This is a genomic window from Pontibacter ruber, from assembly GCF_023630205.1.
GTDB classification, from domain to species: Bacteria; Bacteroidota; Bacteroidia; order Cytophagales; family Hymenobacteraceae; genus Pontibacter; species Pontibacter ruber.
Genome location: NZ_JALPRR010000002.1, coordinates 449512 through 468588, shown reverse-complemented (window position 1 = coordinate 468588; position 19077 = coordinate 449512). Strand labels below are relative to the sequence as shown.

The following is a 19077-nucleotide window of genomic DNA, read 5'->3' as shown; positions in this document are numbered from 1 at the left end:
CAGCCTCATGCCTGGATACCTGTTTAAACGACTGGTGCTGGTCTTGCCCATGCTTTGGCTTATCGCCTCCCTCTTTTTCCTGTTGAGCAGGTTGTTGCCGCAGGGGCTGGGCGCCGGGAACATTCTCAAAGGAGATGAGCAATACAGCAAAGGAAGTAAGGAGAGCCGCGAGCGCAGCTACAGGCAATACCTGCACAAAACACAGCAGGATCTACCCTTATTTTACTTCAGTATACATGCCAGGGCAGAGCCAGACACGCTGTACCGTGTATATCCGGAAAGTGAGCGATTGCACCTTCGTCGCCTAGCATGGAAGTATGGCAACTGGCCTCTGGTTTCAGCTTATTATTCCGGCGTAAAGCAAGCACACACTTTAGCTGCGCAACAGGATCAGCTGCAGCCTCACTTTGAGGCGCTTCACACTTCAACCGTTGCCCCGGCTATACTTGCAGCGGCCTCGTCTATCGCTGAGGCCGATCAGGAGAACGCATTCCAGACAGCTATACTTCTTCGTAATGCAAAGCGAATGGTAGAGCATCGGCAGGATTATCTGGGGCTGCTGCCCACGCTAAGCTGGAATGGCAGCAAAAATCAATACCACAACTGGTTGACTGAAGTGCTTCAGGGAAATTTTGGCACTTCGTACCGCGACCACAGAGCGGTGCCGGCTATACTTGCAGAAGCAATCGGCAATACTTTCTGGTTATTGATACTAAGTATGGCGATATCAGTAGTGCTGGCTTTTGAACTCAGCATACTGATGGTAAGGCAAAAAGGCAGAAAATGGCGCCGGCTGTTCCTGCCTGTCCTGTTTCTAACGGATAGTATACCTACCTTTGTGCTGGCCCTGCTCCTGCTTGTACTTCTTGCCAGCCCTGCATTTCTTCAGCTCTTCCCTGTTTACGGTATGGGTTATTATTCTCCCGCAGGACTTCCCTGGCACGAGTCATTGGCCCGGCAAGTACAGTTCATGGCCTTGCCGGTTCTGTGCCTCACGCTGGCAAACCTGCCCTACCTTACCAACCAGGTGTACAGATCGCTGGCTACTACCGGTAACGAAGATTACACCCGAACAGCCCGTGCCAAAGGTTTATCCGAAACGCGCATCATCAGAAAGCACATGCTTCGCAATGCCTGGTTACCGATTATCACCTTGCTATCAGATTTTCTGCCTGCCTTGGTAGCCGGGGCACTGATCATCGAGACCATCTTTGCTATACCTGGAGTTGGACGTTTGTTGCTGACAGCTGTGCAGGCCCGGGATTATCCGGTGATGATGGGCATTGTAGTAATAGTGGCTTTGTTTAAAATGCTTTCGCATTTGGTGGCTGATGCGTTGTATAGCCTGGCAGATCCGCGCATTCGTTATACCTCCTCATGAACAGATTTCTCTCCGATATCGTGCGTATCTGGCAGCTGCGCTGGGCTTTCAGGCTGGCGCTGATTTACCTGTTCCTGTTCCTGCTGCTGGTAATACTACTTCCGTGGCTGCCTCTCTCCTTCCAGCCAAACGACCTGGACCTGGGGCAGGCATTTCAGCCTCCTTTTCAGTGGGCCAACGTTACCTCCGCAACGCCGTTGCATTGGTTGGGCACCGATGCGTTGGGCCGGGATGTGCTGTCGAATACATTGTTTGGTGCCCGAACTGCCGTATTGATAAGCCTGCCTGTTATGCTTGCTACTACTGTAATTGGATTGGTACTGGGTACTGCCGCCGGCTTTTATGCTGACTCGTCTGGCAAGATCAGCAGAGCCAGCTTTTCAGGTATACTTTTATCCGTACCTGTATTTTTATACTTCGGTATGTATGTGCCCTCCCAGGCTTTTCTGCTCAAACTACCCCCTGCCGTGCTTTTGCTAAGTATGGGCATAGCCATACTTGCCCCGTTTATCCTGATGAAGGTGCTGGTGCCTGCCCTGAAACGGGCAACCTTCTTCACTAAACAGGTTCCGTTTCCTGCTGATCAGGTGGTGCTGCGCCTGATAGAGGTATTTACAAGTATACCAAGGCTTGTTATCATCCTTGTGCTGGCTTCTTTTATGCCGCCATCCGTAGTGTTACTTTCTTTTATTTTAGTGCTTACGTATTGGACCGATACAGCCCGGCTTACACGTGCTGAAACGCTTCGGGTAAAGCAGTTGCCCTATTTCGAGGCTGCTGTCAGTGCCGGGGCTTCGACAGGAGGCCTTCTTATGCGGCATGCGCTTCCCAACATACTTGCGCCGGTGATAGTATCTTTTATATTCGGACTGGCCGGTTTGCTGGCGCTCGAATCCACACTTTCTTTTTTAGGTATTGGGGTGCCGGCTGAGCTTGTTAGCTGGGGCAGAACAATTGCCGGAATCAGAGCGAACACGTCTGCCTGGTGGCTGGTAGTTTTCCCGGGCGGGTTTCTGGCTCTTACGGTGTTAGCGCTACAAACCTGCAGCTACTATATCTTAAATGCGATGCAACATCATTCTCCATAACAACACATGTTACCTTTTATATAATTTTCACTATATACAAAAAGCTTCAATACGCCCTTTTCACCTGCTTAGCACTACCAGACAGGCACATACAACAACAGCTGCACTTCCGTAATTTATCAATTCACCAAAAAACACATCGTGCTCTGATGTTACTTTTGGCTCAAAAATTTCCTGTTTCCTCAAACCATCAGTCTGTAACATTGTAATGTATTAGAACCTAAAACCATCGCCACATGAACATCTATGGAAACTCCCCCACAACAGGCTATACAGACAGTGGCTTATCCTGCCCTTATGTACCTGCTTTTTCTTGTAAAAGGGTTGGCTTACAAGAAGAAGAGACACTTGAGTTCTCCACCATCGATGGCGACGTGATAACTTACAATGATGGTACGCTTGCGGTAAGCAGCGGCTCAGGCATCTTTATCGGTGACTATTTTGTAGGCCTTACAGACAGTCATACATCGATACAGGCGCCTTTCGTGCGATATTAAAGAATGTTTGTGCGGGTTTAAGCAGCCTGCCGCTAAAGACGAGTACGTGTAAAATAAGAATGAAGTATATTGGATTAAAGTAGTGTTGGTTGTTTGTGTTTAGATTAAGCAAGTTGCCCTGTAGTCTCCGCTACAGGGCATTTGCCTTTCAGGCAGGTACTTCTCTTAAAAGCCATTCCAGGGCCTCCCCCCTGTCAGTAAAGTTACTTAGACAGAAAGAAAAGCTCGACTGCGATTGCAGGAGAAGAAGCATATTGTTCAGAAGCGCTTGTCCGAAAGCGTGAGGATCAACAACACGGGCAATTCTTTCAATAGAATGGTTCTGTAACCCCTGCAGGTAAAAGTCTTTAACCCATGCCTGCGCCTCCGGCCCCGTAGAACTGAAATTACTGATGTCCACCAGCAGCAGTTTCGCTTGTTTTGCCTTCAGCACGTTCAGCAACTGGTCCAGGCCGGTATTGAGCTGTTCAACTGTTAAACTCCCGTTCCAGATCACTTCTACATAGCCAAGCGGGTCGCTGTACCGGATTACGTAAGGAACCTTTTCATTGTAAAGCATTCGCGTGTTATTAAGCTGATGAATAACTACAAGTTAGGAAAGTACGCAGTACCCAAAAAAAGTATACAATTTTTAGTCCAGAAAAGAGAGAAAAGCGTGCAATCAGAAAATATTTTGAAAAGAGACTATAGCTAAAGGCAAAGCAGGCAGAGTTGTGTATGGTTTATCATTCCCGCACCTTCACCGGTTGCTCTCCTACAGACTCGATCGTGATAACTTTCTTAGCGGCCACTGCACTTCATTTTAAAATGTAGTAAGTATAAACCTGAGCTCGCCTCAATATTTTATACTTCATCTGCACTGTCTCGTTAAAAAGTAACGCCCGGTTTTGCTTCTGCTTCTGTTCAGGACATTGTACATTTCCTGTTTTACCTATCGTCCGGAACCCCATACCTGCAAACCCTTTATTCTGATAACCTCGTAAAAAGAAAATATAGCAGGTAAGCTATTGAACATCAGATATTGTATTGTTCGATGTACAACTTAACAAGATAGAACATGAAAAAGATAATGATTGCAGGAGCTGTTGTGCTGGGTTCGCTCAGCCTTTCTGCATGTGAGCGTACCAACCAAACTACAAATAAAGAAGACGAAGGTGTTGTTGTAGAACGCGATTCAGTACCAACTGAGTACGAAGTAACCGAAACGGTAGTAGAATATGATACCACCAAACGAACCAAGACAGTGGAAGCTGACAGGGACAAAGACGATAAGGATAAAGACGATCGTGAGAAAGATTAATTTATACTTCTGACCAGGTTCTGTAACAGGAACTAGTGGTAAAAAGAAAAGCTGCCTGTTAGTGCAACGGGCAGCTTTTCTTTTTTACAGTCAGATGATGGATTAAGGGTATGACTTTATACTTTAAGCTGGCTTAAGAAGCGGAAAGTATAGTTTTAGCCAGGCTGAGCTCCTCCTGAAGTATAGTATGCGGCCTTCCTTTGTAGATCTGTTTAGTTACCTCCGCTCCCATTTCCTCCATGATCTTAACCGTCTCCTCTACCCTGCTTACCGGCACATGCGGGTCCGGATCGCCTGTCGTAATCAGTACCGGCGTACCCTCAAAGCTACCTTTATAGTTGCCTGTATCGATCTGTTGCCCGATCAGGCCGCCGGTAAAGAGCAGCAGTCCGCCAAAGCGTTGCGCATGTCTGGTAGCATATTCCGCCGTCAGGCAGGCGCCCTGCGAAAAGCCAAGCAGGTAAATGTGTCGGCTGTCCACCCCCTGTGCTTTTATACTTTTTACCGTCTCATCAAGCAAAGCAAGGGCCGAATCCAGGGCAGGTTGGTTCTGGGAAACGGGTGCCATAAAACTATAAGGATACCAGCTGTGGTTGGTAGCCTGCGGCGCATTAAGCGTAAAATCCGTCACATCCAGGTAATCGCTCAGCTCCAGGATACTTTCCGCAGTGGCTCCCCTGCCGTGCACCATCACCAAGGCTTTGCCGGTTTGCTCCAGCGGCTTGCCTGCTGTAAGTATATTTTTCTCGTGTGTGTACATACTTAGTCCAGCTTAGGTAAAACAGCTTCTATCTTGGCGCGGTGCGGTTCGTACTGCGGCGGCAACAGCAGGTGCGTGCCCAGTTCAGCCAAAGGCTCGTCGATGAGGAAGCCCGGGTTATCGGAAGCGATCTCGAACAGCACGCCGCCCGGCTCCCGGAAGTATAAAGAATAGAAATAATTGCGGTCGATCTTCTCGGTAATGTTCAGGCCACTGCTGGCGATCTTCTCCCGGAACTGCATGAGCACCTTGTCATCCTTCACCCGGAAAGCAATGTGGTGGTTTGTGCCGGCACCGCCATCGCCACGGTTTGCATTTGGTTCCTCAACCAGGTCGATAATAGCAGCGGTATCTACAGCATTGGTTAGGTAGCGGTAGTGGCTCCCGCTTTGCTCCTGCAGTTTGTAGCCAAAGATATCGGTTAGGATACGTGCTGTTTTATCTGCGTTCCGCAGCGTCAGGGTGACGCTGTGAAAGCCGCGTGTTGCCACATCCGCTTTTACCTCAGCCGTTTCCCAGGGTTTGCGGGAGTCTGTATTTTTCGGTATCACGAGTTCCAGTTGCAGACCGTCGGGATCTTTGAATGGAATATACTGCTCGCCAAACTTTTCGGATGGCTGCCCGTGCTCTACCTGGTGCTCTTTGAAGCGGTTGATCCAGAAATCAAAGCTGCCTTCGGGCACTGCATAGCCAATGTGTGTCGCCATGCCCGTACCGGCCCTGCCATGGCGTGCCCCCTCGTAAGGGAAAAAGGTCAGGATGGTGCCTGCACTTCCCACTTCATCGCCATAGTATAAGTGGTAGGTACCCGGATCGTCGAAATTCACCGTTTTCTTGAGCAGGCGGAGCCCTAATACTTTGGTGTAAAAATCCAGATTTTTCTTAGCCGAGTCGGCAATGGCCGTGATATGATGAAGGCCTAAAATCCTATCTTCCATAACTACAGTTTTGATAAGGGAAAGGCAGCCATGTATAGCAGGCTGGCTCTCCGTTAAAATTATACTTTATACTTATCTATGCGCCTGATCTTCGGGCAGGCTCCTGATTTATAAGCGGTAAAGGCCGTTAGTGCTTATACTTTATTACGCCTGTTTTACCAGCTGAACTTCTGCCTGCAGCTTGATCTCGTCGCTTACTACCACGCTGCCTGCCTCGGTTACAGCATTCCAGGTAAGACCAAACTCTTTGCGGCTGATCTTGCCATTAACCGTAAAACCTGCTTTTGTCTGTCCGTACGGGTCCACCACGATGCCGCCAAACTCCACATCAACGGTTACCGGCTTGGTAATGTCGCGAATGGTCAGGTCACCGTGCAGTTTAAATCTATCACCTCCCACATGCTCATACTTTGTACCAACAAAACGGATCTCACTGTGCTGCTCCACATCAAAAAAGTCCGGTGACTTCAGGTGTGTGTCGCGCTGCTCGTTGTTGGTGCTGATCGAGTTCACATCGGCTGTGAACACAATGTTGCGGGCACCGGTAAACTGCTCGTCTTCACTCTCTGCTTCTACGGTAAACTGGTTAAAGTAGCCGGTTACGGTCGTGATCATCAGGTGCTTAACCTTGAACTGAACTTCGCTGTGCATCGGGTCAGCCACCCATCTTACATTTGCCATTTCTTTTTTCTTTAGTTGTGATCAGATATTTTATTCGATTCAAATGTATAAACATTTAATGTATATACATACAATTTTACAAAATTGTTTCATTTATGTGTTTTATCTTCTCAATCAAACTTCCGGAACGCAGGTTAAAAGTATACTTTGGGAGGTGAGAAAGTATAAAAGCTATACTTTGGAAGGGAGTGCAGAAGGAATAAGCCCACTTAAGAAGTATAAAAAAACAAGCTGGTCTTACCAGTGCTTTATCCTGATAAAACCAGCTTCTTTAAATTTTACCTGCCAGGTAACAGGTTATACTTTATACTATAGGTGTCGGTATCGCTTAAAGGCTTCTGCCTCCAGGTGCTCGCGGTGGTCGGGGTGCGCGATGTCGATCAGCGATTTGGCCCTCTGGCGGAGATTTTTGCCATATAGGTATGCTACGCCGTATTCGGTTACCACATAATGCACATGCGCTCGGGTGGTGGTTACGGCCGCCCCTTCGTTTATGATCGGAGTGATCCTGGAAATGCCTTTGTTCGTAGTCGAAGGTAACGCTATAATGGGTTTGCCACCTTTCGAAAGTGCCGCTCCGCGCATAAAGTCCATCTGCCCGCCGATGCCCGAATACTGTATCATGCCAAGTGTATCGGCCACTACCTGCCCGGTCAGGTCGATCTGGATTGCGCTGTTGATGGCGGTTACTTTCGGATTGGAACGGATGATGTGCACGTCGTTCACATAATCGGTGCGCTGCATCAGGATCAGCGGGTTGTCATCCACAAAATCGTACAGTTTGCGGTTACCCACTATAAAGCCGGTTGCCACACGCCCCGGATGCCGGTATTTGTGCTCATTCGTAATCACCCCCTGCTCTATCAGCGGCATCACGCCATTCGAAAACATCTCTGTATGGATGCCCAGCTCTTTGTGGTTAGTAAGGCAGCTAAGCACCGCATCGGGTATGCCTCCTATACCCATTTGAAGGGTGGCACCATCGTCGATCAGTTCGGCAATTAAACGACCAATAGTTTGTTCTTTGCTCGTGAGGCGCAGGCTGTAGTCTACCTCCGGTATCGGTTCGTCTACCTCCACCATCACATCAAAGCGTTTGGCCTGGATCAGGCCGTCGCCGTGGGTGCGCGGCATTTGCGGGTTTACCTGTGCAATCACATGTTTGGCGCTGATCACCGCTTCGCGGGCAATATCCACGGATACACCCAGCGAGCAGAAACCGTGTTTATCCGGTGGCGACACGTGCACAATGGCAACATCAATCGGCAGGATGCCCGAACGGAAAAGGTGCGGAATTTCGCTCAGAAACACAGGCACGTAATCGCCGCGGCCGCTGTTTACCGCATCGCGCACGTTAGCCGAAACAAAGAGTGAGTTAATGAAGAACGAGTCTTTGTACTGCTCATCGGCCAGCGGAAACTCGCCGAAGGTACTGATGCTGACGATCTCCACGTTACGCAGTTCGGGTGCCCGCTCAGCCAGTTTCCGCACCAGGTATTGCGGAGTGGCGGCGCTGCCTTGTACAAACACCCGATCACCGGACTTAATGATACTTAGTGCTTCTTCGGCGGTCTTATAGTTGGCCATACTGTCTCTTTGTTGATGATGGTACTTATTTTTGTTTTACCCCTCCCCTTTACGGATAAAGTATACTTGTGTCACTATTAAATTGCGTTTTGCTCCCTCTCACTGCGTTTACTTCACAGCTCATCCAAAAACTTTTTCACTACAATTAATGTTTATACATTAAATTTACACGCATGATTAAGTATACTTACACAGATCACGCAGGTTCATTTTACAGCCTCTGCTCAATGCACCGGCCTGAAGCTAACAAACTGACACTTGTGCATAAAAGCATATTGGTGACGTTACCAAGGCAAGCTCAGCTACTGCCCGTTACCAGGAACAGCACAACTTGTCAGGCCGAAGGTTGCTGATCATCCGGTAAAAGAAAATGACTTTGATCACCTGCAGCCGTAAAACACTGTTTAACAACATAGTAATTACAGAAGAAAAGAGTATAAATGATGAAAATAGATATTTGGTCCGATATCATGTGCCCGTTTTGCTACATCGGGAAGCGCAAATTTGAAAAGGCATTGGCCCAGTTTGCCAACAAAGAGCAGGTGGAAGTACAGTGGCACAGCTACCAGTTGCAGCCCGACGCGCAACATGTGCCGGGCAAAAGCACATACGATTTCCTTGCAGAGATAAAAGGCATCAGCCGGGAGCAGGCCAAGCAAATGAACGATCGCGTGGCTACGATGGCAGAAGCCGAAGGCCTGCACTATGACTTTGACAAGGTACAGGTGGCCAACACTTTCGACGCGCACCGCTTCACGCACCTGGCCGCAAAACACGGCCTGCAGGACGCAGCAGAAGAGCGCTTGTTTGCCGCGCATTTTACAGAAGGGAAAAACGTGCAGGACCCCGAAACGCTGGTGCAGCTGGGCAAAGAAATCGGGCTTGCCGAAGAAGAAGTACGTTCCATGCTGCAGTCGGGGGATCTAAGAGAAGAAGTAAACAAAGATATCCGTACTGCGCAGACTATCGGTATTAACGGCGTGCCGTTCTTCGTGATCAACAACAAGTATGGCATTTCGGGCGCGCAACCCAGCGAGGTTTTCCTGAGCGCCCTGGAGCAGGTATGGCAGGAAGAGCAGATTGGAAGCTAACAGAGTACATTGACGGAGTAAAGAGACAACGATGAGCAACACAGATAAAAAATTATCCGACATACCCGTTTCGGTGCTGGACCTGGTACCGGTGCTGGCTGGCAAAACCCCTGCCGATGCGTTTAAAACCAGCCTCGACCTGGCGCAGCACGTGGAGCGTTGGGGTTACCAACGCTTCTGGATGGCTGAGCACCACAACATGCCCGGCATTGCCAGTTCGGCAACCGCCATCCTGATCGGCCATATCGCAGGAGGCACGTCTACCATCAGGGTTGGCTCCGGCGGCATCATGCTGCCCAACCATGCGCCGCTGGTGGTAGCAGAGCAGTTCGGAACGCTGGAGTCTTTGTACCCGGGCCGCATAGATTTAGGCCTTGGCCGCGCACCCGGAACAGACCAGCTCACAGCCATGGCCTTGCGGCGCGACCTGCGGGGTTCGGTGGAAGATTTCCCTCAGAACGTGCAGGAGATCATGGGCTATTTTGCACCGGCCACTCCAGGTGCCCGTGTTCGGGCAGTGCCGGGTGAGGGCCTCAACATACCGGTGTGGCTGCTTGGCTCGAGTACGTATGGGGCACAACTGGCTGGTATGCTTGGCTTGCCGTATGCCTTCGCCAGCCATTTTGCCCCGGCTATGCTGCACGCCGCCCTGAAAGTATATCGCGAGAGCTTCACCCCGTCCGGTACCCTGCAAGAGCCTTATGCCATAGCCTGTGTAAACGTGGTGGCAGCAGATACCGATACGGAAGCAAACCACTTGGCTACTTCGCTGTACCAGTCGTTCCTGAACGTGATCCGGGGGACAGCCCGGCAAATGCAGCCGCCTGTCGAAAGTATGGATGATTTTTGGGATGGCTCCGAAAAGTATGCCGTGCACCAGATGCTGCAGTATTCATTTATCGGGGCACCGGAAACGGTGAAAACCGGCCTGCAGTCGTTCCTGGACGATACGCAGGTAGATGAGATCATGGTCACCTCCCACATATTCGACCACAATGCCCGACTGCATTCTTACGAGATCTTAGCTGACTTTTTTAAGCGCGTGGAAAGCGAAAGTATAAAACAATCCGCCTGACGCTGTTAGGCTATTGGTTAAACGGCCGGTAAAGTATGGCAAAACATACTTTACCGGCCGTTCTGTTTAAGGTTTAGAGAGCATTGGTGCCAGGTTATACTTGCTCTTCATGTAGTTCTTCATTTCCAAAAGGTAGTGGTCCTGCTCCGGCACCTGTATCAGCTTCTTCCAGAGTCCCTCGATCAGCAGCAGCAAATGGTAGGTCTCCAACTCCGGCTGCGAATACCCTAAACGGGTAAACGCCTTCGCAAGCAATTCGAACACCGGATGAATAAACTTCTGGTAATTTTTACTGATCAGCTCCTTGTCCATGAGCTGCGCCTGGAGCCTCCAGAAATCGCGCTCGTCTTCTACCAGCTTGTAAGGCAGGTCGATCACTTTTTCTATCAATGCCCTTGGATCTTCTTCCGTTAGCATGCCCCGGTTCTGTTCCGTTATCCTGCGGTAGCCTGTCTTGATCAGGTACTCCAGCAACTGGTCTTTGCTCTTGTAATACTTAAAGATCAGCGGCTCCGAAAAGCCGGCCTCTTTGGCGATCAGGGCGGTTGGCGTTTGCGTAAAACCCCGTTCAGCAAACAGGCGAAGTGCTGTTACCTCTATTTTCTTCTGACTTTTCATGTGCATTACAAGCATAACAACAGCCTCCCCTCTTCCTGTAAAGTATGATTATAGAGTATGGCTGCGACCATTAAACGGAGGCTGCAAGTTACGTATAAAATTTGCCTTAACAGCAGGTATCCTGCAGATGTACCCTTTCTCAGATTGCTTTTCCAGGATAAAGTACACCTGCCCTTTACCCGCAGAACCGGGCAGCTACCAACGTTAAGAATATATAAAAATAAATATTAATGAATATTCTAAGAATTATTATTGTATATTGGTGCATTAACTTGAGCCAAAGCCACCCTTATGCTTCCAGATATTTTTCCTGAGCCAGTTTTAAAAGATGAGATCCTGCACATTGAACTGAACAAAGAGCTCAGCTGCATCTACTTAAAATGGCACAGCCATCCTTCCAGCCAGGATTTCAGGCATTTATACAAGCAGGCTGCTGATCTTGCCCACGAGCATAAGTGCAGGTATTGGCTTAGCGATGCCCGGGCACTCCATTTCCTGGAATTTGCTGATCAGAACTGGTTGCTGCGCGAACTGGTACCCCGCCTCATTACCTCCCCCCTGCTCAAATATGCCCGCATCACCACACAGGAAAGCCTGGCGATGTTCGATGTGCAACGTATCTGCGACAGCATAGAGGCGGCCCCTGAGCTGGCAGGCATAAAAACACAGATACAGGTGTTTCTGGACCCGGAAACTGCCATCGACTGGCTCTTCTGCGGAGATTAAAAAAAGGTACAGGCGGAAGAATACAACATTTTCAGGTTGTGACATACCCCTTGTTAAATACTCTACAACTTTTCTATTACTTGTACTACTGTCTCGAGACCAGCTCAAACCTACTTTAGTGTTCATAATATCCCTGCCGCTGCCTCCGTGGAGGATATGTAGTTTGATAACGAACTCTGGAGTGCCGCCTACGAACTGCGCGGCGCTGTAGCCGAAGTAGCCGTTGGTTTGAGGAAAGTACTCTGCTGGAGATGCAGACCAGGAAGAATCTAGAGGGGTTTGCACTTGGTGTTCTAGCTTAGTTGTTGGTAAAAACACCAACAACGGCAAAAAAGACTGAGCTGCAAGAGATACTGGATGAGTTTATAGAGCAGGCAGAGGCCAGATATAAGGAGTACTACAGTACGAGCGTGACGGAACGGCCACAGCAATGAAACTTATACTTCAGCAGGCAGTTACAGAAACTCCCCTCTCTGGAGGGGCAGGGTGGGGAGACCCTGTCTATCAATTAAAGGCTGCTGAAGTATAAGTTGCTGGTGAGAACACCAACAAGGGCGGGAAAAAGGCTGCGCAAGTAGCCCTGAGGATCTCTACCCTGCCTTAGTCTTTTCTGAGCTTATGTTTCAGATTAGGTTGAGAGGCGATCAATTCCCTTAAAGCACTTATCTGCTCTTGCGACGTAAAAGCCGATTTGGGCACCAGGTTGGCAGCCATGTTGTTCTGGTAGAAAAGGAATAACTCCTTAGTTTCCTTGACCTTGTGAATGATATTCCAGTTAAGGTCTGATTCGAAGCTCTTCCCTTTGATATGCATGCCTGTGTCTGAAAAGGTATAGACGATAGGCTCATGCACTGTGCTTGTAGAAGTATAATTGCGGTTACTTTGGGAATAAACAGACCCACAGATAAGCCCAAATATGGCCAGGATGATCAACACAGGCATTAGCTGCTCAAAAGGGCTGGCATTGTCATTGTCAGTTAAGATGATCATAATGAAGCCGAAGAGTGACATAAAAGCTACAAAACCGAAAATACCCAGCAGGATTTTAATAAACAGATTGCTGAAAAAGTGACTGAAGTTGAACCTCAAGAAATCCTGTCGTGTGAGTTGCGTGTTGACCTGTACCATGTTATAGAATTTACGTTCTAATATAGTTGTTTTATAATAATCAGGAAATCTTCTATCACTTTTGCTGTTGCATGGTTTGGTCTGTTGCGCAGACAGGTCGTGACCTGTCCCTACTAGCAAAAATTTATGAGTCATATAAAAAAAGCCTCTCCATTTCCGGAGAGGCTTTTTGTTTTGCTATTGGTTCAGCTGTTGGTCTATAACACGGTGGCGTTAAAGGTATCGCCCTGGTTCACATCGCCTGTCTCGAAGCCTTTTCTGAACCAACGTACCCGTTGGGCAGAGGTGCCGTGTGTAAAGGAGTCTGGCACCACTCTACCGGTGGCTTGCTTTTGAAGACGGTCATCGCCGATGGCACTGGCTGCATTCAGGGCTTCTTCCAAATCGCCGGGCTCCATAAATCCTGTTGACCGTTGGGTATGATTCGCCCACACACCGGCATAGAAATCAGCCTGTAGCTCTACTCTTACCATAAGCTTGTTAAATTCTGTTTCGGATAGCTTGCCCCGCATGGCATTTACCTGGTCCATGGTTCCTGTAAGTTTCTGAATGTGGTGCCCCACCTCATGGCCCACTACATAGGCCTGCGCAAAGTCTCCTGCAGCGCCAAACTTGTTTTCCATTTCGCCGAAAAAGCTCAGATCAATGTACAGTTTTTCATCGCCGGGACAATAAAATGGACCTGTGGCGGAGGACGCAAGCCCACAGGCCGAGTTTACCTGCCCCGAAAACAGCACCAAGGTAGGTTCTCTGTACCCTTGTATAATCTTGTTCCAGACATCTTCGGTATCTGCCAGCACCACGGCCGTCTGATCGGCCAGCGCCTGTTCTTCCGGGCTTGGCTGGTAGTTGGTTGACTGCGCATACTGCGCTTCCCCTCCCACAAAACGCTGCAGGAGCTCGATGGGGTTGGTTCCTGTCAAAAACATAACTGCCACCAGCACCGCCACAATGATCAGTCCTACTCTCGAGAAAAGGAGCCGGAACAACGGTACAAGCAGCATGGGGCTTATGCCTCTGCCACCTCCGAAACCGCCTGCTGATTGTCCTCTACGGTCTTCTATATTGCTGCTTTTTCTTCTGCCTTGCCATTTCATAAAAATATTTTTTCAATGAAGTGAATGATTGTTGATTTGCATGTTTTCCATCTTGCAATGGAAGGTTATTACCTATATACGAGCAGTATAACGGTGAGCAGCTTCTCTTGGATGCCCGAAATTCATGCAGCATGCCTGTACCGCTGTGCAGGTGAACTTTCTGCGCCTTTTGTTTTGCCTGTTTCCAATACCGTGCTTGCACCATCACCGGAAATCGACAGGACGAAAATTTACCGATGTAGCTGCCAGTCGACTGGTATCAAAAGATGACGCTAAGGCAAAGCTGTTAAAAGGTGCTTCGGCTTAAAGTAAAGTTGAATTGCGGGAGATAATGGATGAGGGATTGGAACAGATCGAAGCCAGAGCAGAGAGTCTGTGGCATAACCACCTTCATTGGGACAGGTCGCGACCTGTCCCTCGACGGCTGTTCTAAGTAAGAGCAGCTGTTACTGAAGAAGGCGCTACTCTAAAGACCTCACAGCGTTTCTAAAACCTGTGAGTGTCTGGGGAAAGGCCGTTGCCTTGTAGCTGACAAGACGCTCACAGGTCTGAAGCCAGCCATGTACAAGGTATAACAATACGATCCAGTCTTTTTAATCCTGAAAATCCTGATTCAGATAATGTTTCCGTACACGAAGCGCCCTACCACTACAAAACTTCCGGCAGGTGCTATATCAAGGTATACCTTACGGCAATAAAAAAGCCCGTAAACTTTCGTTTACAGGCTTTTGCAGAGAGCAAGGGATTCGAACCCTTGATACCCTTTTGGGGTATACACACTTTCCAGGCGTGCTCCTTCGACCACTCGGACAGCTCTCTTTTTGTGGTGCAAATATAAGCGTTATTTTTTGTTCTTTGCAAGCACAGGCTCCTTATACTTCAACTAATCTTATAATGTTATCTCACCCCGCAGGTTGCTCTCCAGCATGCAGCGGGTTTGCTGAGCAGGCAAGTTTAGTCCCAGCACATACATCAGTTTGGTAACAGCTGCTTCGGTGGTAATGTCCGCGCCGCCTATCACGCCCATGTTCAGCAGGTATTTGCTCGTTTCATAACGTCCCTGGTCTACCCTGCCTTCGTCGCATTGCGACACATTCAGCACGTACACACCGCTGGCAATTGCCTCCTGCAACAGCTCCAGGAACCAGGTCACGGTAGGCGCATTGCCTGAACCATAGGTCTCCAGCACTACGCCTTTAACGCCTGGTGCCTGCAGCATACTTTTTACCACCTGCGGCGTGATGCCCGGGAACAGCTTAAGTATAGCCACGTGCTCATCAAGCTGGTGATGCACACGAAAAGGCTGCTCAGGATGTGAAAGTATGGTTTCAGGGGTATAGTCGATGGTGATGCCGGCCTCGGCCAGCGGCGGGTAGTTCTCGGACTTGAAAGCGTCGAAATGGCTGCTCTCTACTTTTTTGGCCCGGTTGCCGCGCAGCAGCAGGTTATGGAAGTATACGCATACTTCCGGCACCCTGCTTTTGCCGTTTACTTTGGTAGCCGCTATCTGCAGCGCCGTGATCAGGTTTTCGCGGGCATCAGTCCGGATCATGCCAATCGGCACCTGTGCCCCTGTGAAGATGACCGGCTTCTGCAGGTTCTCCAGCAGGTAGCTCAGCGCCGAAGCACTGTAGGCCATGGTATCGGTGCCGTGCAGGATCACGAAGCCATCGTAGGCCTCGTAGTTTTCCTCAATCAGGCGAGCCAGCATCAGCCAGTCCTGGATCGAAACGTTGGAAGAATCGATGGCCGGCTCCAGGCTTACCACCGTGAGCAGGAAGTTGAACTGGCGGAGTTCCGGCACTTTGTCTATGATCTGGCTGAAGTTGAAAGGTACCAGGTGCTGGTTCTCCTCGTCGTACACCATGCCCACAGTGCCACCGGTATATATAATAAGTATGGATGCCTCCGGGTGCGCCGGCGCAGCGGTGTCGATGTCTACTTTAACTACCTGCATGGTTATAGTTTGAAGAGGTCGAGTGCGTTTTTAGTAGTAACAGCGGCTACTTCATCCTCTGTCTTGTTCATCAGTTCGGCTACTCGACGGGCAATAAGGGGAAGGTAGACCGGCTCGTTGCGTTTGCCCCGATGCGGCACCGGCGCCAGGTACGGGCAGTCGGTTTCCAGCACGAGATCTTCGAGCTGCACGTGCGGCAACACCAGGTCCAGTCCGCCGTTCTTAAAGGTAGCCACACCGCCAATACCCATCAGGAAATTAATTTCTTTTACTTTAGCTGCCTGCTCCACGCTACCCGAAAAGCAATGGAAAATGCCCCGCAGACTGCCATCCTGTGCCGCTGCTATGATCTCGTAGGTCTCGTCAAACGAGTCGCGGGTGTGCAACACAATCGGCAGTTTATACTTTTTGGCCAGCGCTACCTGCACCTTAAGTGCTTCCTGCTGTTCCGGCAGAAAGTTCTTGTCCCAGTACAGGTCAATGCCGCACTCCCCTACGGCTGCAAAGCTGCGTTTGCCCAGCCACTCCTCTACCAGGTATAGCTCCTTTTCGAAGTTCTTGTCAACCGAGGTCGGGTGCAGGCCCATCATTGGCAGGCATACTTCCGGGTGCTTGGCTTCGGTCTCGAGCATTACATCAATGGAAGTATGGTCAATATTGGGCATGTAGATCTTTCCTACTCCCTCGCCTACAGCTCTGGCAATGGCCCCGTCGCGGTCTTCTTTAAACTTTTCAGAATATATATGTGCGTGCGAATCAACAAGCATGTTTTCAGTAATCAGTTAACAGTTATCAGTTTTCAGGATGGGCAAAGGTCCTAAGTATGGATGAGGCGTGCAAGTAAAACCGGTTTTTGAAGTATAAGTAGGGTTTATACTTACTCTGGAACATAAGTGAAAGTATAACTTCACATTTCCCCTTCTTTCAAAGCTGATTGCACAATAACGTTTGCCTTCGCTCGCCTCCGGCGAGTGTGCGCTATTCCACGGCCTCCGGTCGCTACACATTATACTGCTGCTTATCCCCTTTGCTCTTTCAGATTTGTAATCCAGAAGCACTTACTAAAGGATTTTCAATCCGACTTTTAGCCTTAGCTCAGCAGCTGGCAAAGTATAAAACCGAATTGTAAATCCTGAAATAGAATACTTTCGGATTACAAATCCGAAAGAGCAGTTTGGATTGCTCAAACGTGGCGGGACGCCACTGGATAACTCACACTCGCGGGACGCGAGCGAGGGCATTTTACAGTATGAATTTATCAGAACGATACCACCACCTCTTCTCTACTTCTCTACCTTTTTAACTTTCTAACCTTCTAACTTTTTAACTCTTTAACCCTCTAACTTCCCAACTCTCTAACTCCTAATATTTTCTTCCCTTCCAGCGTATCTTAGACGGCAGGAAAAAGTACACGATCAGGATGATGGAGGAGATGACCATATAGAATTCGAAGGCGATGTACAGCCACCAGGGTACGGGTTGGCCAACGCGCCTGAGGCAGATGTTGATGTATAAGCTTTGCAGCAGCAGTTTGAAAACAAAGATGGTGAGCATCACGCCTACCGAAGTATAAGCAAAGAAGGGCAGCAGCACGGGGTAGTAAGCCGAGTGCAGCACCAGGATCAGGACCATGTAAAACGGCAGGTGCATGGAACCGCGCATCCAGCGTTTGCGCTGGTGCAGGAAATCGGAGAACGTTAGAGCAGGTGTAGAAAGGGCAAGCACGCTGCGGTCGTAGATGTTCCGGAAACTAAAGCCCTGTTTGAGTACCTGGTTGAAAATGGCAACGTCTTCCGTGAGCGAAAACCTGATGTTCTCAAATCCGCCTACGGCTTCGTAGGCTTTCCGGGTCAGCAGCATGTTGTTGCCCATGGTGGAGACCGGCAGCTTCAGGTCGGACACTACCTGCATCAGCCCCAGTGCATATAGCCAATCCATGGCCTGGAGGCGGGCGAAAAAGCTGTTTCCTTCAATTGTGGTGATGCCTGTTACGACTCCTACATTAACTTTTACTTCGGAAAGCATGGCCTGCACCCAGTTCGGCGGCACAGCAATGTCGGCATCGGTATACAGGAAATAATCGGTGGTGGCATGGTGCGCCAGTTGTGCCAGCACGTTCGCTTTGCCGCGCGCCTGCCCGATTGTATCAGTTATACTTATACATGTATAGTATGGCTTATCCTGAATAAAGGCCTCTATCACAGCCCGGGTATTATCCGTGGAGCCATCGTTGCCGATCAGTATTTCCAGCTTATCTTTCGGGTAGTGCAGTTGCTCGAGTGCTTTGAGGCAGCGCAGGATGGTATGTTCTTCGTTTCGGGCGGCGATCAGGATGCTGACGCGGGGTTGTGAGGGCAGGTATAAACTATAGTGCTTCCGGTTAAAGGCCAGCAAGGCGAGCAGCGTCAGGAAAAGGAAAAAATAAAGTATAAAATAGGTTACCGATGCGATCATAGGGTTTCGAAAGTACAGCCCAGCGAAGTAAAGTGTTCTAAGAAACGAGGCAGAGCGTACATCATGTTCCGTTGTGCTTTCAGACTGTCGTGGAATACGATGATGCTGCCGCTTTGGGTATACTTAATCGATTTCTGCAGGCAAACCTCCGGCGAGAGGGAGTTGTCGTAGTCGTTGGTGAGCACATCCCACATAATAAGCTCATAATGGCCGCGAAGCTGTGCCGCCTGCTTGCCGGTAATGCGCCCGTAGGGTGGACGAAACAAACGATTGGAACGTGCAGGCTGTATCTTTTCCAGCTCCTGCTCGCACTGTTCTGTATTATGAAGGTAGTCCTGCAGCGTGGTCTGCCAACCCTTCAGATGGTTGAAAGTATGGTTAGCAAGCACATGCCCTTGTTGCAGAGCCTGCAGGGCAACTTCCGGATGCTTTCTCAGGTTATCGCCCACACAGAAGAAAGTTGCCTTCGCGTTATACTTTGCCAATTGCTCCAGCACAAACGGTGTCACCTCCGGAATAGGCCCATCGTCGAAGGTCAGGTATAGCTTTTCATCCTGTAATTCCTTATGCCAGGTATAGCCGGGCATCAGCGTCTTCAGCAAACGGGGCGTTTTGTAGAGGCGAAACACGTAGATTGTTGATTGTTAATTGTCGATCGTTTGGTTGAACCCTAAAAATGTGATCGCGATTAAAAACAAT

At 49.3% G+C, this 19077-nt stretch carries 19 protein-coding genes and 1 tRNA gene; 7 read left to right on the top strand and 13 right to left on the bottom strand.

What is annotated here, in order from left to right; translation table 11 throughout:
* Positions 1-7: 7 nt before the first annotated feature.
* The 3 genes from MJ611_RS08825 to MJ611_RS08815 all read left to right on the top strand — a co-directional run bounded on the left by MJ611_RS08825 (position 8) and on the right by MJ611_RS08815 (position 2966).
* The gene (locus MJ611_RS08825) at positions 8-1381 is read left to right on the top strand and encodes an ABC transporter permease (protein ID WP_250429308.1); all 1374 of its coding nucleotides are present in this window, start codon (positions 8-10) and stop codon (positions 1379-1381) included.
* Positions 1378-2469 carry an ABC transporter permease gene (locus tag MJ611_RS08820; protein WP_250429307.1) on the top strand — a complete coding sequence of 364 codons (1092 nt, stop codon included), beginning with the start codon at positions 1378-1380 and terminating at the stop codon, positions 2467-2469. Before MJ611_RS08825 ends, MJ611_RS08820 begins: the two co-directional genes overlap by 4 nt.
* A 236-nt stretch (positions 2470-2705) precedes the next feature.
* A complete protein-coding gene (locus tag MJ611_RS08815) occupies positions 2706-2966 on the top strand; it encodes a hypothetical protein (RefSeq protein WP_250429306.1) in 261 nt (86 codons plus the stop codon).
* A gap of 148 nt (positions 2967-3114) precedes the next feature.
* Here the strand turns inward: MJ611_RS08815 and MJ611_RS08810 are convergent, their stop codons facing one another.
* Complete coding sequence (locus tag MJ611_RS08810) at positions 3115-3525, bottom strand: SpoIIAA family protein (RefSeq protein WP_250429305.1); 411 nt, start codon at positions 3523-3525, stop codon at positions 3115-3117.
* A 510-nt stretch (positions 3526-4035) separates the two neighbouring features.
* Here MJ611_RS08810 and MJ611_RS08805 point away from each other — a divergent pair.
* Positions 4036-4266, top strand: a complete 231-nt coding sequence (locus MJ611_RS08805; protein WP_250429304.1) for a hypothetical protein — start codon at positions 4036-4038, stop codon at positions 4264-4266.
* A gap of 133 nt (positions 4267-4399) precedes the next feature.
* Here MJ611_RS08805 and MJ611_RS08800 read toward each other — a convergent pair whose 3' ends face one another.
* The 4 genes from MJ611_RS08800 to MJ611_RS08785 all read right to left on the bottom strand — a co-directional run bounded on the left by MJ611_RS08800 (position 4400) and on the right by MJ611_RS08785 (position 8232).
* Positions 4400-5026: an alpha/beta hydrolase gene (locus MJ611_RS08800; RefSeq protein WP_250429303.1), complete on the bottom strand. Its 627-nt coding sequence runs from the start codon at positions 5024-5026 to the stop codon at positions 4400-4402.
* Between the two features lie 2 nt (positions 5027-5028).
* Complete coding sequence (locus MJ611_RS08795; protein ID WP_250429302.1) at positions 5029-5964, bottom strand: ring-cleaving dioxygenase; 936 nt, start codon at positions 5962-5964, stop codon at positions 5029-5031.
* Positions 5965-6108: 144 nt separating this feature from the next.
* A complete protein-coding gene (locus MJ611_RS08790) occupies positions 6109-6645 on the bottom strand; it encodes a YceI family protein (protein WP_250429301.1) in 537 nt (178 codons plus the stop codon).
* A gap of 309 nt (positions 6646-6954) precedes the next feature.
* Entirely contained in the window at positions 6955-8232 is a 1278-nt protein-coding gene (locus MJ611_RS08785; RefSeq protein WP_250429300.1) for an acetyl-CoA hydrolase/transferase family protein, read from the bottom strand.
* Positions 8233-8675: 443 nt separating this feature from the next.
* On the opposite strand from MJ611_RS08785, the gene MJ611_RS08780 reads away from it, so the two are divergent.
* Both MJ611_RS08780 and MJ611_RS08775 read left to right on the top strand, forming a co-directional pair.
* Positions 8676-9323, top strand: a complete 648-nt coding sequence (locus MJ611_RS08780) for a DsbA family oxidoreductase (RefSeq protein ID WP_250429299.1) — start codon at positions 8676-8678, stop codon at positions 9321-9323.
* A 31-nt stretch (positions 9324-9354) separates the two neighbouring features.
* Positions 9355-10398, top strand: coding sequence for an LLM class flavin-dependent oxidoreductase (locus tag MJ611_RS08775; protein WP_250429298.1), 1044 nt, complete (start codon positions 9355-9357; stop codon positions 10396-10398).
* Positions 10399-10464: 66 nt separating this feature from the next.
* Here the strand turns inward: MJ611_RS08775 and MJ611_RS08770 are convergent, their stop codons facing one another.
* Complete coding sequence (locus MJ611_RS08770; protein ID WP_250429297.1) at positions 10465-11016, bottom strand: TetR/AcrR family transcriptional regulator; 552 nt, start codon at positions 11014-11016, stop codon at positions 10465-10467.
* 291 nt (positions 11017-11307) lie between these two features.
* Here MJ611_RS08770 and MJ611_RS08765 point away from each other — a divergent pair, with 291 nt between their 5' ends.
* A complete protein-coding gene (locus MJ611_RS08765) occupies positions 11308-11742 on the top strand; it encodes a hypothetical protein (RefSeq protein ID WP_250429296.1) in 435 nt (144 codons plus the stop codon).
* Between the two features lie 600 nt (positions 11743-12342).
* Here MJ611_RS08765 and MJ611_RS08760 read toward each other — a convergent pair.
* The 7 genes from MJ611_RS08760 to MJ611_RS08730 all read right to left on the bottom strand — a co-directional run bounded on the left by MJ611_RS08760 (position 12343) and on the right by MJ611_RS08730 (position 19007).
* Entirely contained in the window at positions 12343-12870 is a 528-nt protein-coding gene (locus MJ611_RS08760) for a YcxB family protein (protein WP_250429295.1), read from the bottom strand.
* A 197-nt stretch (positions 12871-13067) separates the two neighbouring features.
* Positions 13068-13967 carry a KPN_02809 family neutral zinc metallopeptidase gene (gene ypfJ / locus MJ611_RS08755; RefSeq protein ID WP_250429294.1) on the bottom strand — a complete coding sequence of 300 codons (900 nt, stop codon included), beginning with the start codon at positions 13965-13967 and terminating at the stop codon, positions 13068-13070.
* 731 nt (positions 13968-14698) lie between these two features.
* Positions 14699-14786: transfer RNA gene (locus MJ611_RS08750), tRNA-Ser, on the bottom strand.
* 70 nt (positions 14787-14856) lie between these two features.
* On the bottom strand, positions 14857-15924 hold the full coding sequence (locus MJ611_RS08745) for an asparaginase (protein WP_250429293.1): 1068 nt from the start codon (positions 15922-15924) through the stop codon (positions 14857-14859).
* Between the two features lie 2 nt (positions 15925-15926).
* Entirely contained in the window at positions 15927-16691 is a 765-nt protein-coding gene (locus MJ611_RS08740) for a TatD family hydrolase (protein ID WP_250429292.1), read from the bottom strand.
* A 595-nt stretch (positions 16692-17286) separates the two neighbouring features.
* Positions 17287-18378, bottom strand: coding sequence for a glycosyltransferase (locus MJ611_RS08735; RefSeq protein ID WP_250429291.1), 1092 nt, complete (start codon positions 18376-18378; stop codon positions 17287-17289).
* On the bottom strand, positions 18375-19007 hold the full coding sequence (locus MJ611_RS08730; RefSeq protein WP_250429290.1) for a polysaccharide deacetylase family protein: 633 nt from the start codon (positions 19005-19007) through the stop codon (positions 18375-18377). The genes MJ611_RS08735 and MJ611_RS08730 overlap by 4 nt, the downstream gene beginning before the upstream one ends.
* Positions 19008-19077 lie beyond the last annotated feature (70 nt).